Annotated in this window: 13 protein-coding genes; 6 read left to right on the top strand and 7 right to left on the bottom strand. The window is 51.0% G+C overall.

The annotated features are described in order from the left end of the window. Window positions 1-21 precede the first annotated feature (21 nt). Entirely contained in the window at window positions 22-1,548 is a 1,527-nt protein-coding gene (gene norR, locus WG68_RS02195; protein ID WP_046556297.1) for a nitric oxide reductase transcriptional regulator NorR, read from the bottom strand. 169 nt (window positions 1,549-1,717) lie between these two features. Here norR and ytfE point away from each other — a divergent pair, with 169 nt between their 5' ends. After that, a complete protein-coding gene (gene ytfE, locus WG68_RS02200; protein ID WP_046556032.1) occupies window positions 1,718-2,431 on the top strand; it encodes an iron-sulfur cluster repair protein YtfE in 714 nt (237 codons plus the stop codon). A 39-nt stretch (window positions 2,432-2,470) separates the two neighbouring features. On the opposite strand, the gene WG68_RS18985 is transcribed toward ytfE, so the two are convergent. From WG68_RS18985 to WG68_RS02225, 5 genes are all read right to left on the bottom strand, one after another. Then, window positions 2,471-3,811 (bottom strand): sensor domain-containing diguanylate cyclase, encoded by a 1,341-nt coding sequence (locus WG68_RS18985; protein WP_161796340.1) that lies wholly within the window; start codon window positions 3,809-3,811, stop codon window positions 2,471-2,473. 96 nt (window positions 3,812-3,907) lie between these two features. After that, complete coding sequence (locus tag WG68_RS02210) at window positions 3,908-4,957, bottom strand: sugar phosphate nucleotidyltransferase (RefSeq protein WP_161796341.1); 1,050 nt, start codon at window positions 4,955-4,957, stop codon at window positions 3,908-3,910. A gap of 262 nt (window positions 4,958-5,219) precedes the next feature. Then, on the bottom strand, window positions 5,220-5,576 hold the full coding sequence (locus WG68_RS02215; protein ID WP_046556034.1) for a cytochrome b5 domain-containing protein: 357 nt from the start codon (window positions 5,574-5,576) through the stop codon (window positions 5,220-5,222). Window positions 5,577-5,597: 21 nt separating this feature from the next. Beyond that, a complete protein-coding gene (locus WG68_RS02220) occupies window positions 5,598-6,905 on the bottom strand; it encodes a ferredoxin reductase family protein (RefSeq protein ID WP_052748917.1) in 1,308 nt (435 codons plus the stop codon). 45 nt (window positions 6,906-6,950) lie between these two features. Then, window positions 6,951-7,982: a sugar phosphate nucleotidyltransferase gene (locus WG68_RS02225; protein WP_046556035.1), complete on the bottom strand. Its 1,032-nt coding sequence runs from the start codon at window positions 7,980-7,982 to the stop codon at window positions 6,951-6,953. Window positions 7,983-8,227: 245 nt separating this feature from the next. Here WG68_RS02225 and WG68_RS02230 point away from each other — a divergent pair, with 245 nt between their 5' ends. The 4 genes from WG68_RS02230 to WG68_RS02245 all read left to right on the top strand — a co-directional run bounded on the left by WG68_RS02230 (window position 8,228) and on the right by WG68_RS02245 (window position 11,076). Then, window positions 8,228-9,355 carry a PAS domain-containing sensor histidine kinase gene (locus WG68_RS02230; RefSeq protein WP_046556036.1) on the top strand — a complete coding sequence of 376 codons (1,128 nt, stop codon included), beginning with the start codon at window positions 8,228-8,230 and terminating at the stop codon, window positions 9,353-9,355. Then, the gene (locus WG68_RS02235) at window positions 9,352-9,993 is read left to right on the top strand and encodes a response regulator transcription factor (protein WP_046556037.1); all 642 of its coding nucleotides are present in this window, start codon (window positions 9,352-9,354) and stop codon (window positions 9,991-9,993) included. Before WG68_RS02230 ends, WG68_RS02235 begins: the two co-directional genes overlap by 4 nt. A gap of 133 nt (window positions 9,994-10,126) precedes the next feature. Continuing rightward, window positions 10,127-10,597: a CBS domain-containing protein gene (locus WG68_RS02240; protein ID WP_052748918.1), complete on the top strand. Its 471-nt coding sequence runs from the start codon at window positions 10,127-10,129 to the stop codon at window positions 10,595-10,597. Window positions 10,598-10,623: 26 nt separating this feature from the next. Further along, complete coding sequence (locus WG68_RS02245; protein WP_152663011.1) at window positions 10,624-11,076, top strand: Hsp20/alpha crystallin family protein; 453 nt, start codon at window positions 10,624-10,626, stop codon at window positions 11,074-11,076. Between the two features lie 98 nt (window positions 11,077-11,174). Here WG68_RS02245 and WG68_RS02250 read toward each other — a convergent pair whose 3' ends face one another. Then, window positions 11,175-12,554: an amidohydrolase family protein gene (locus tag WG68_RS02250; protein ID WP_046556039.1), complete on the bottom strand. Its 1,380-nt coding sequence runs from the start codon at window positions 12,552-12,554 to the stop codon at window positions 11,175-11,177. 329 nt (window positions 12,555-12,883) lie between these two features. Here WG68_RS02250 and WG68_RS18990 point away from each other — a divergent pair, with 329 nt between their 5' ends. Next, window positions 12,884-13,540: a hypothetical protein gene (locus WG68_RS18990; protein ID WP_052748919.1), complete on the top strand. Its 657-nt coding sequence runs from the start codon at window positions 12,884-12,886 to the stop codon at window positions 13,538-13,540. The last annotated feature ends 6 nt before the right edge of the window (window positions 13,541-13,546 follow it).

Consider the following 13,546-nt stretch of genomic DNA (forward strand, 5'->3'; position numbering starts at 1 on the left):
TCCTTATCTGTCTGGCCCCATTTATTTCAAACCCAGCCGCTGTGCCAGTTTATGCAGGTTGCTCGGGTCCAGTTCAAGCTGACGGGCGGCTTGCGACCAGCTGCCAGCATGCTGACTGATCGCTTGCTGGATCATCTGGCGTTGCAATTGATTGACAGCTTGCTTCAGGGGTATGCCGTCAAGTTGCAGCACAGCATGTGATTCATTATGCTCAATAGCGGCAGGCACAGTATCCAGATCAAGCCATACCGCCTCAAGAGTAACAATATCGGTACGCAATGCGCCATGACTTAAGGCTTTAATCGCCGCCCGGCTGATTACATGCTCCAGCTCACGCACATTGCCCGGCCAGTCATAGCTTAACAACGCCAGTTCCGCATCACTGGATAATCTCAGCGCCCGCAGCCCCAGCCGGCTGCGGTTCAGCTCCAGAAAATGGCCCGCCAGCAGCGGAATATCGTCTGGTCGTTCACGCAGCGGCGGGATCGGCAATGGATATACCGATAAACGATGATATAAATCAGCACGAAACTCGCCAATTTTAACTTGTTGTTTTAAATCACGATTAGTTGCCGCTACCAACCGCACATTAACCTGGCGGGTTTTGTCTGAACCCAGGCGCTGGATTTCACCGTCTTGTAGTACCCGCAGCAATTTCGCTTGCACGGAAAGTGGTAACTCGCCTACTTCATCTAAAAACAAGGTACCGCCATCTGCCGCTTCAAAACGGCCGGCACGCTCGCTGTGCGCACCGGAAAAAGCGCCTTTATTGTGGCCAAACAGCTCGCTTTCAGCCAGACTTTCAGGCAGTGCCGCGCAATTTACATAAATCATCGGCTTAGCAGCACGGCCTGAGCTACGATGCAAATGACGGGCAAATAACTCTTTACCCACACCGGTTTCACCAAGCAACAACACAGGCAGATCGGAGCTGGCTACTACCGTTAGCTCCTGCAAAATTTGCTGTAATATTTTACTCTGGCCGATCAGCTCATAACGTTGTTTAGCGGCCGGTTCAAATTGCTGCTCACCGGCCTGATGATTAACACGCAGAGCCCGGTTGGCTTGCTCCAGCTCGGTGATCCGCACGGCGGCTTCTACCAGCAAGCTATAGCGCTGCAGTTCATAGATCGCTGCCTGAGAAAAACTGCCTGGTTGCAACGCATCCAGGGTAAGCACACCCCAGCAGCGCCCTTCAATATAGAGCGCAATCCCCATACAATCATGCACCGGCAGTGCCTGTCCGGGTTGCCCGGCTAATAAACCATCGTAGGGGTCGGGTAATTCAGACTCAGGTTCAAACCTTACCGGCTGGCGGCTGGCCAGAATAGCGGCCAGCCTCGGGTGCTGAGCCACCACAAAACGCCGGCCCTGCGCTTCACGCACCAAACCATGCAATGCCACCGGTTTCAGTACATCATGCTCCAGCCTGAGCAAGCCTACTGCACCGCAGCTAAAATGGCTGCGCAGGGTGCTAACCAGCCGCTGCAAGCGCACAGCAGCGGGTAAATCGGTTACTAAATCAGCAATTAAACTTTCTTGCAGCATGGTAGTTTTTACCCTCGGGTAGATATTACCCTGAATTAACTGGGTGTAATTTACCACAGCCCCAAATAAAGCTATATAAATCAAAGGTGGTAGTTTTGGCCTGACTCTTGCTCTTTAAGCCTAACCGCGTTGTTAACGCGCCCGTTAATTTGCACCAGCAGGAGTTACTATGTCTTTCACACCTATATCATTTTTAGATCAGTCTTTAGGGCAGATAGCCACTACCCTTGCCGGCGCCACCGCGGTATTTCATCAGCACAAACTGGATTTTTGTTGTGGTGGCCAACATAGCCTGCGTGACGCTCTGGCCAAAAAACAGCTGGATGCCACGCCAATTCTCAGTGCATTGCAGCAATTACAACAACAAGACGCCAAGTTAACCGACTGGCGCAGCAAACCGGTGAAGGAACTGATTGAGCATATTCTGCTGCGCTTTCACCAGCGTCACCGCCTGCAACTGCCTGAGGTTATCCGCCTGGCCCGGCGGGTTGAGCATGTGCATGCGGATGATCCGAACTGCCCGAGCGGGCTGACTCAGCACCTGGAAGACATGTATCAGGAGCTGGAAAGCCACATGGTAAAAGAAGAGCAAATTTTGTTCCCTATGTTAGCCGGCGGAATTTATCCGGCAGGACCAATTAGCGTAATGGAGGAAGAACACCTGCAACATGGTGATGCGCTGGAAACCCTGGATAAGCTGACCAATAACATCAGGTTACCAGATGGTGCCTGCAATACCTGGACAGCACTCTATCTGGCATTACAGGAGCTGAAAGAAGATTTAATGCAGCATATTTTGCTGGAAAATCAGATTTTGTTTGTGCAGCCGGCCGCTGCCAGTCACGGCGTCGATGGCCAAAGTTGTTGTGGTAGTTGCCAGTAACAGACGTAGTCAAATACGCTGCGGCAGGAAACTGCCGCGCTATAACCCGGGGTTGAGTCGTTTTTCTGGTTCTTCACAATCATCAGTATCACCTCTGGGACGCACCCGGTTGCGTCCCTCTGATTTGGCGGCATAAAGACACTTGTCCGAGCGATTAATCAACTGTTCCGGACTCGCGTCACTATCGCAAAGCGTCGCCACACCGATACTGACAGTCACCCCGAATGCACCCTGCGGGCTGTCAAATGTCAGGGCAGCAACGGCCTGGCATAACCGCTGCGCAAACTGACGGGCTGAACCCAAGCGGCTTTCTGGCAGCAGGATGGCAAACTCTTCACCGCCTAAGCGCGCAAAACAATCACTGGCACGAATTTCTGGTGTTATAACCCGCACAAATTCTCTGAGGACAGTATCGCCGGTGGCGTGACCATTCCGGTCGTTAACCTGTTTGAAGTGGTCGAGATCGAGCATTAACACGCTGAGGTTATGCTTATAACGCTGCGCCCGGCGATATTCCTCGTGCAGCCGCTCCATAAATACCCGCCGGTTAGCAATGCCGGTAAGCGGATCGGTTTGCGACATATGCAGTAGCTGTTCAGTCATGCGCTGCAGCTCAGTAACATCACGATAAAACCAGATACGCCCCCAGTAATGGCCTTCTGGTGCATGCAGACCTCGCGAATAGCGCTCCAAGATCCGGCCATCCTTCATCTGGATCCGAACCCCTTGCTCCTCTTCATTCAGCGAGACATACAATTCTTTGATCCGCCTGACAAAACTGTCGGGCTCGGCCAGCTGCTCAACCACAGCACCAAGTGCCGCTTCGCCATCGCCTGCAGCCATTATCGCCTCGGAAATATGCCATATTTCCAGAAAACGACGGTTCCAGGTTTTAATCCGATTATTGGCATCGACCACCAGAATGCCGTCAGGTGACTCATCCAGATACACGCTCATCACGGTAGACTGATAACGTGCTTCCAGCTCAAGATGCACCTGATCACTGATTTCGTAAGCAGTACCCAGCAAGCGGGTTACTTTGCCGGCTTGATCAAAGAAAGGCACCAAACTGGTCTGCCAGTAGGTGCGGCCTATAGGTAAATCAAGCGTTTCCTGATAGTCAGTGGCCGCTTTCTCCTGAACACAGCGGCGATAATTGGCCTTCAGCAGTGCTACCGTCCCGGGTGACAGCAACACATCGACACTGCGCCCGGCAACCTCATCGTGTTTCATACCACTTAGCTGCTCGTGCCGGGCATTAATCGCCGCCAGCCGGAACTCGTTAGCAGAGATCACATCAATCACGAAAGCCGCGACCCCAAGATAGTCCAGCATTTGTCTCAGTTCAGCGGGGTTGCTATTAACATTTATCTCTTTCATCTGATTTACCATGCTGACACCGGATAGTCACAGGCCCCCGGTTAACTGCAACCTTAGTTAAGCACATTATCAAAGTAAAGCAGCTGAAACCTGCAACTAACAAATATTGCGACTGGGCTCATTTAACCAACTGTCCAGGCCGTATTTCTCTATGCACTGCAGTATGCGCTCTGGCCGGCCCCAGTCATCCCAGTCAATGTCTGTCATCGGCATTACCCAGCATTGCTGTGTAACGTTTTGCAGTAAGTCTTTAGAGAAGTCCAGTTCTGGCATATGCTGAAAAGTATTAACGATAGCCTTGTCGGCAGCTTCTCTGAGCCTATTGCCATAGCGGGTTTCCAAGCACAAACGATGCAGATATAAGAAACACAGAAAAAATCTTGGCTGCAGCGCCTCAGCAAGTTGCCATAACAGTTGGCCCTTAGTGGCGATGATCATGGTGCTCCATAGGGCGTTGTTACTATACAGACGTCGCGCTTGCTGATTATCGGGTTTTTCAACAAAGGCCAAAACCGGCTGCAACATTGCGCCGGGCATTAACTCGTTGCTTGAACGCGCGGTAGTAGCTTCAATCCAGCCAAAGTCGGTATTAGGCCAGCGCGCTTCAGCGCCCAGCAGAACCAGATGCTCAGGATCAGCAGCGGCATAACTCAGCGCCGCGCAGCCCAGCGCCACAAAGCGCGCTTCAGGAAAAATAAAATGATCTGAGGGCATAATGATCACACTGGCATCCGGGTCCAATGCCAGAATATGGGCTAACGCCAGGTAAACAGCCGCAGCGGTGCCATTATGTTCCGGCTGATACAACACCGTACCGGGTATCGTATCAGGATCCAACTCCTCAAAATATACCGCCTGATCAGCGACCGATACCGTGACAATATTAGCGCTGCCGACAATTTGCCGGGCCCTGTCCCAGGTATATTCCAGCATGGTATGCTCGCCGGTAAAACGGCAGAATTGTTTAGGCCGGTTGCTGCCTAACCACTGGCTGATCGCCTCACGCATGCGTTCACCCCTGCCGCCAGCCAGCACGATGGCCCAGCAATGTAACCCAGCCTGGTTCGACTGACGGTGCTTTGCTGTTGCATCCGACACCGTATTATTGCCATCCTGAGCGGACATATAAAATCTGCTGGACCCCATGTTTCCTCCTGCGTAACAATTGAGTGTGGAATAGTCATAAACGACGTTGATACAGCGCGACATCGCATTTGATTAGCTACATAAATGAGCTTAAGTAGTGACTTTAACGCAGGTATCAGGTGTTACTGATGGGGGCAAGGCGGAATGCCTGCTAGGTAAATCTCCGATATAGCGGGTAATTCAGCAGTTAGCGCCACCAGGGATGACACTGATGACAAAAAAATATCAGTATAAAAAGGACAACTGCAGCTTGCTGGCACTGTTATTCTGATTTAAGCACACCGATACGATACGCCTCCGCCATCGCCCAGGCCGCCGGGCTATGGTCGTTGCCATAACCTTTGGTTTTCATGCCTTGTGTTGCTTCTTTACCACACCAGGCCACCATAGTTGCCGCTGGCGCCGGATGTTTAGGTATAAATTGGCTGAAATCATAAACCTGCCCGGCAATAGCCATCCAGCAATCATCCACACTGTGGTGCCGGGCTATGTCTTGCAAAGTATAGCGCCGATCAGCCGGCTCAACCGAACGCGGAGCTGGCACCAATAAAGATAAGACAAACAGCGTGCCCGCCACTGACCAAAAGCTGATAAAAGCAGCAAAACTCAGTTGTTTCATATCGCAAGCTCCTGGACGAGGTTACAACAGGGTGAACGCTTCGGTGACGATATCCCCGGTTGCGACACCCGCACGGCGCAGTATAGCCCGACTGCGACAAAGCAAGGGCGCCGGGCCGCAAATCCACACCTTCCGGGCGCTGACATCCGGACAATGCTCAGCAACAAAGCGGCTGTCCAGCGGCCCATCGCGGTTGAAAAAGTGCACCGTCAGCCGGCAACCGTCTATTGTTGCCGCCAACTGCGACAACTCATCCGCAAACAGCAGATGAGCCTTATCTTCCACACAATAAATCAGCTGCACATCTAGCGCGTTATGCTGGCTGGCACTGTGCCTCAGATAACTGAGAAACGGCACTATGCCAATGCCACCAGCTATCCACAAACTGCGGCCCGGCGCCATGCTTAACGGCAAAAAATTACCGTATGGCCCTTCTACCGTTACACAAGAGCCAACGGCAATATGCTGCAAGGCACGGCTGGCATCACCCAGCGCCTTAATGCAAATGCGTAGTACCGGTGCAGACGGCGCAGAAGACAGGGTAAAAGGATGTTCTTCGCCATTGCCGGCGCTAAGTTCCAACGCATCGGGTCTCAGGTAGACAAATTGCCCCGGCCGGTAACGCAGCGGCTTAGTCAGAGGCTGTAAACTTAACTCAACCACGCTATCAGCCAGAGGTGATACCTTACTGATCCGATACGAATAGCGGCCATAATAACGCGAAAATACCCAGCGATAAGCCATAGCACTTAGTGCCAGCAGGCCTGAGCTACCCCACAGCAAAGCATGCCAGCTGGCAGGAAAAGTGCGGCCTAGCGCCATGGTATGGCTTAATCCAAACAGCACCGTAATACCCGCAAGCCGGTGCAACTTTTTCCAACGCTGATAATCCGGCTCACCCAACAGATGAAAGGTTGGCAGCATAAACACCATTAAAGCCAGCAGTGCCGCCCAGCCAGCCAGCAGCGCTAGCCTGGTTGAAAATAAGCTGGCTACGGCAGCCGTCAGAGACTCTTCAGCCGCGCCAAACGCCAGTAGCAGCGGATGAGCCAGTAGCAAGATAAAACCGCTTAGCCCTAACTTATGATGCAGCTGCCATAACTTGGTCAGCCCACCGAAGGGCTGATCAAAGCCGGGTACCCGGCAGCTCAGCATGGCGGCAACTAACAGACAGCTCAGCCCCCAAATGCCGCTTAGCCGGCCCAGCATATTAAGTACAGTGCCGCTGGAGGCATAATCTGCCGGCGTAACAAACAGCAGCGCCAGTGCTGCCGGTAAGGCAGCCAGCAGCCAAATCGCCAGCTGAATTACATGGGGTTTGGTGGCCAATCAACGTTCCTTTACATAAGGTCGCAATAATTATTGCACTGCCAGCTAACGGATACTGCGATGCGGCTGATTAAACCAACTATCCAGGCCGTATCTTTCTAAAGATTGCAATATGCGCTCTGGCCGCCCCCAGTCATCCCAGTCGATATCAGTCATCGGCAGTACCCGGCATTGCCTGGTAATGTGTTGCAATATGTCGTTAGAGAAGTCCAGTGCTGGCATATGCTGAAAGGTCTTGCCGATGGCTGTATCCATTGATTCTCTCAATGAATTGCCAAAGCGCGCTTCCATGCATAAACGGTGCAGATATAAAAAACACAGATAAAATTTTGGCTGCAATGCCCTGGCAAGTTGCCATAGCAATTCACCCTTAACGGCGATGATCATGGTGCTCCACAAGGCGTGATTGCTAAACAGACGTTGTACTTGCAGCGTATCGGGCTTTTCAACAAAGGCCAGAACCGGCTGTAAGCTGGCGCCGGCTCGACCGGTTGTGGTCTCAATCCAGCCAAAGTCTTGATTAGGCCAGCGAGATTCGGCGCCAAGCAAGACCACACGCTCAGGATCGGTAGACGTATAAGCCAACGCCTCACTGGCCAGCGCCACAAAGCGGGCCTCAGGGAAAATATAATGATCCGAGGGCATAATAAGCACACTGGCATCCGGGTCTAACGCCAGAATATGGGCTAAGGCCAGATAAACAGCCGCAGCGGTGCCGTTATGTTCCGGCTGGTACAGCACAGTGCCGGGAATAGTATTCTCGCCCATTTCTTCAAAATACAGAACCTGCTCAGTCACCGACACCGTAACAATATTAGCGCTAGCCACAATTTGCCGGGCCCTGCCCCAGGTATATTGCAGCATGGAAAGCGCGCCGGATAAGCGGCAAAATTGTTTTGGCCGGTAACGCCCCGGGCCCTCGCTGCCAGCCGCGTTCATGTTTTCGCCACGCCCGCCAGCCAGCACTATGGCCCAGTATTCCCCCCTGGTGTTAGCCTGGCCTGCTGTAGCCTCTGCAGCAACATCGCTTGTTAATCGCTCAGATTGAGTATTTAGGCCATTGTTGCCCGCTGTCATATATCCTCCGGATAATCATTAATAATAACTTGCCTGAGCAGACTGAAGGTCAAACCTGAACTACTTGCCGCAATGCTTATCAGATGAGCAATACAGGTATTGTATGTAAAGTGACCACGGTTCTATATCAGGCGCAGTCGGATCAGCGTTTAGGAAAATACCCTACAAATAAGCAGCACAAAATTAGCAACCATGCATATAATGGCTATAATTAATTGCATTAATAATAAGCAAGAGGAACTTGCATGCATAGCGGGTTGAATATCGACGGGCAAGCGCTGCAGACCATTCTGAATACCGTTACCGACGTTGTTATTATGACCGATCACCATGGCAATGTTATGCAGGTAAATCAGGCGCTTGAGCAACTTTTTGGTTATCAGCCTGCCGAGCTGATTGGCCAGAATGTCTCATTGCTGATGCCGGCCTCGTATGCTGGCGCGCACCAGCATTACATGGCGAATTATCTGCAAACTGGCGTACCCAGAATCATTGGCGTAGGCCGAGAACTGGCAGCAAAACACAAAGCAGGCCATTTGCTGCCTATTCATATATCGGTAACAAAAGTTGAGCATTCTGCCCTTTTTGTTGGGGTTATCCGTGACATGTCAGAGCTGGTTAAATTAGAAAACGAAGCCTTACTGGCCAGCGAGATGGAGCGCAATAAGATCAGTCGGGAATTGGTTGACATAGAGAACCAGGCCATACTCGTGAGCGAAGCGGAGCGCAATCGTATCAGCCGGGAATTGCATGATGAGCTGGGCCAGAACCTGATGGGCTTAAGTATGCAATTGCAGGGCATCACCCGGCAGTTAACGGGCAGCGATACCCTGCTACAGCAACAACTACAGCAGCTGGGTAATGCATTGCTGCACAATGTTCGTAATATCAGAGCTATTATTAATGAGCTCGCCACTGTTGAGTTAGAAGATCAGGGTCTGCAGGAAGCCTTAACCACCTTTGTAAACAGCTGTAACACCTTTAGTAATGGGGTTAAGGTTAATTTCAATTGTGAAGGGCTATGGCAGGCCGAGGCCTATAGTGTTGAAGTGCAATTATACCGGATTGCCCGCGAGGCTATTTATAATGCCCTGAAACATGCCGATGCCAGCCGGATTGATGTCAACCTGCTGCAGCAGGATAATACGATACAACTAAGTATTCAGGACAATGGCAAAGGCTTACCAGCCGACTTGAAAGTCCGTGATAACCGGCTGATTAATGTTGGCAATGGCCTGCGCAATATTCATTTTCGCGCCCACGTTATCGGGGCGCATCTGACGATCAGCTCCTCTGCCACCACCGGTACCCTCATTGAATGCCTGTATACCAAGCCTGCCGCTAACACCAGATTACAAAGGACTGAGATATGAGCAAGCTATTGTTAATTGATGATCATCCGGTTTTTCGTTGCGGCCTAGCTGCGTTAATCGAGGCAGAAGCCGACCTTAAAATCTGTGGTGAAGCTGAATCTGTCAGCACCGCACTGCAACTGATCCCGAAACTTAAGCCTGATATGCTGGTGTTGGATCTGCTGCTTGCTGAAGGTGATGGTTTGCAATTGCTCAAACACTTGCGGGCTCAGGGCAGTAAATTGCCCATCCTGGTAATGTCAATGTACGATGAGCAGCTATTTGCCGAGCGGGTTATTAAGGCCGGCGCCAACGGCTATATCAATAAAACCGATACCATCAGCCATATTGTCCCGGCTATTCGCCGGGTATTACAGGGCCGGATTTATGTTAGCGATGCTATGGCTGACACCTTACTTCAATCTAATTTTAATCACAAATCACCTCAACACCTGTCTGGCGAAGCAAAGCTGACTGACCGCGAGCTGGAAGTTTATATGATGTTAGGTAAAGGCTACTCGACCAAGCGGATTGCCAGCGAATTAAACCTTAGCAGTAAAACCATTGACTCGCATAAAGAACATATCAAGGAAAAGCTGGCCATTACCGATAACAACAGCCTTATTCACCATGCCGTTACCTGGATGATGACAAAATAGCCGCCCTTTGCCACAGCATGCCTAACAGCAGGCTTTAGGTAATCCCCCTACTCTAAAACATGGTTTTTTCCTAAACCCGTTGTGCGTTGCAGCGGCTATTCTTCAATCAGTATTAACTGCATGGAAGAACAACATGAAAATTAAAAGCTGTATGAACCCCGATATCAAATGTATCCACGCTGATGAAACCCTGCAGCAGGCTGCAAAAATAATGTGGGAAGCCGACTGCGGTGCCCTGCCTGTGCTAAACAACGACCAACAGGCGATCGGCATGATCACAGACCGCGATATCGCCATGGCCGGCTTTATTCAGGGCCTGCCATTAAGTGATATTCCGGTTAAAGATGTTATGTCTAAAACCCTGATCAGTATTGGTCCGGAGCAGGATTTGGCCGAGGCAGAGCAGCTGATGCAGACTAAACAGCTCCGACGTTTGCCGGTAATTAATAACAAAAAACAGCTGGTAGGCATATTGTCGCTGAATGACATTGCTGCCGCATATAAACGGGACAGCGGTAAGCAGGTAAAAGCCAATGAAGTGGCTGATACGCTGGCCTCTATTTGTACCCACAGAACCCTGGCAAAAACCGCGGCTGTGGCCTGACACTTTACCCCTCAATAAGGAGATAAATGATGAGCTTAATACCAATCGGCGGCCCGCTGGCACAATGGGACCCCTTCAACCAATTCGGCAGTCTGTATGACAAATTTAATGCACTGTTTAATGGCGGTAATGGCTTGCCGTTAGAAGCGCAATGGACACCGGCCATGGATATAGTTGAAAAGGACCATGAAATAATGGTGCGCTTAGACACACCCGGCATGGAGCGAAAAGATCTGAAAGTTGAAATTAACGACAATATGCTGGTGATTAGTGGTGAACGTAAGTACGAACATAAAGATGAGAAAGACAATTATCATCGGCTGGAAAGAGGCTATGGCAGTTTCGTGCGTAGCTTTCGTTTGCCCGACTATGTTGATCAAAACCATATAAAAGCCGAATGCAAGAACGGTTTATTACAAATACATCTGGCAAAAGCACCAGGTAAGAAAAAAGAACTGAAAAGCATCACTATTAACTGAAACTGCGGGAAGAAAAAGGCCTGGTTGCCCTTTTTCTTCCTTTTTTACTGTTTTGTACTGCTCGCCGTGCACGCAATTATCTGCTGCAGCTTTAACTATTATTGGCGGCCAGCAGATTCTGCCTGTCGCGCCGCGGCTATCTCTGCCAGCTTAGTATCAAGTTCACTGCGGCTGAGCCACTGGCCGCGCACCATCACGCCGGCGGGTTGATACAGCACCGATAAATCAGCCAGCGGATTAGCATCAAGCAACAGTAAATCGGCACGCTGGCCAGTTTTAACCTGGCCAAAGCGGTCTTTATCAGCAAAATATTCGCCCACCAGCACAGTGCCGCTGCGCAAAATATCATAATTACTGATGCCCGCTGCGGTCATTTTCGGTATTTCCCGGCGCAGCGACAAGCCCGGCACGCTATACAGCTGCGGCGCGTCGGTGCCCATTAAAATGGTAACACCGGCCCGGTATAATTCGCGTAACAACAATTGACGGTTTGCTGCATGCAGTGCTGCGGTGTCGCCAGTGTAATAGCTGCCACTGGCCTGCTGCAAATAGCGCTGCCAGCCGGCAATAACCTGGGCCGGCATATATTTCAGCTCGTCAAATGCTTGCAGCTTTGTTCTATCCGCTGCGCCGATAATGGTCAGCCATAAGGCTTCGGTGGGCACGACCGCAACATTATGTTGTTTGGTCAGCGCGACCAGCGGTGCCAGATCGTTGGCTGTTACAGGTTTATCAAAACCACCCAGTGCAGCCATATAGCCATCGAGATGATCAATAGTTCGACTACCAAGCAAAATTGCCTGCTCTATGCCCACCGCTTCGGGCACATGGCCGGCAAAATCAATACCTTGCTTTTTTGCTTCATCAGCAATGGCCTGATAGTGCGCAAGGCTTAAACCCGGATGAATTTTCAGAAGATCCCAGCCCTCACTTTTATGCTGGCGCACCCGCTCACGGGCTTGTTCGGCTGAGGTAACCGTATGCTGATTAAAACTGGGGCCAGCCAGGTATAAGGTTGGCCCTAAGCGTTTACCACTGGCAATATCGTCTTTTAAGCGTAACTGCTGATCATGGCCCAGCATACCGCGCACTGTGGTGACGCCACCGGCCAGATACAAAAACAATACATCGTCTAAATAGCGCGCCGGGATCCCACTAAAATCAGCCAGCGGCGGCACATGGCCATGCATTTCAGCCAGGCCTGGCAACAGATAGCGGCCATTGCCATCAATAACCTTAGCGCCGTCAGGTATGACAACGTCAGCCGCGTTACCCACCGCAATAATACGATCGCCCTGCACCACCACCCGCTGATTGCGCAGCACCTGCTCTGAGTCCATCGGCAACACATGCACCTGGTCAAATACGGTGTAGCCGGCACTGGCCAAAACCGGCTGGTTAGCCTGGGTAGCCAGCAACGGCAGCAATAGCAACAAACCAACAACAGCAACATGCAGTAATGTTCTGACAAGCAACATGGCAGAATGTCCGTTTACTTAAGAATAATCTGCAGCAAGTATGAGTAGCAGTTCTGGTTTTTGCAACGCGCTAATCAGACAGGCGCGACCAACCGACAGGTTATTGCGTTGCGCTTAGTCGTGGCAGCTTACTTACCAGTATCGTTAAACCACAACTCAGGTCTGGCGGTAATAAAGTCCAGCATCAGTTGCACTTTTCTGAGCCTGGGCAATGGCTGGCTGCATAAAAATGTCGGTCATGTCAGTTCCTTTGTTATAAAATCATTAGCTATCTGCCGCCCGCTAATAAGCTTATACTGCAGTATGCTTTTATGTTAAAGAAGATTTGCATGACGACGCCACCCGAACCGCCGCAACTGACCACCCCGCTCCGTCAGCAAGCAGAGCTGCAACTGAGCATAGGTGCTGCACCGTTAAGCAGCGCTTTTGTCGCCAGCACCGATGCACTAAGTGTGCTGTACCGGCTTAGCAGTAGCGCCGACACCGCCAGCGATGGCTTAAAACTCCTGCATGAATTACAAGTGCATCAGGTAGAGCTGGGGTTGCAGCTGGAACAACAGCAGCACAATGAGCGTGAATTTAACCATGAACTTAGTTGCTATCAGCAGTTTTTTGCGATAAATCCGGTTGCCTGCTTAATTTTAAGCACCGATGGTATTATCACCACAGCTAATGCAACTGCGACCCGTTTCTTCGCGCCCCTGACAACAGAGCAAACTGGCTCGCTCTCTAAAGCACTTTGCGGTAGCTCATTGTTGTCGCTGCTTAGTGCTGCTTGCCGGCCCTTGTTTAGCGCTGCACTGGCCAGAGTGCAGCGAAATCAGCATGATGCTACCTTGCTTGTGACAACCGCTTGTCACGTCTCAGACTCAGACTCAGACTCAGGCTCAGGCTCAGGCTCAGACAACAATGCTGGAGCAGCTAATTTACGGCTGTCCATCAGTTTGAGCCCCGATCACAAAGCTATTCTGATCATGCTAACGTGAGCACTG

Origin of the sequence: Arsukibacterium ikkense, assembly GCF_000987775.1 — a bacterium.
In the GTDB taxonomy this organism is placed as follows: domain Bacteria; phylum Pseudomonadota; class Gammaproteobacteria; order Enterobacterales; family Alteromonadaceae; genus Alishewanella; species Alishewanella ikkense.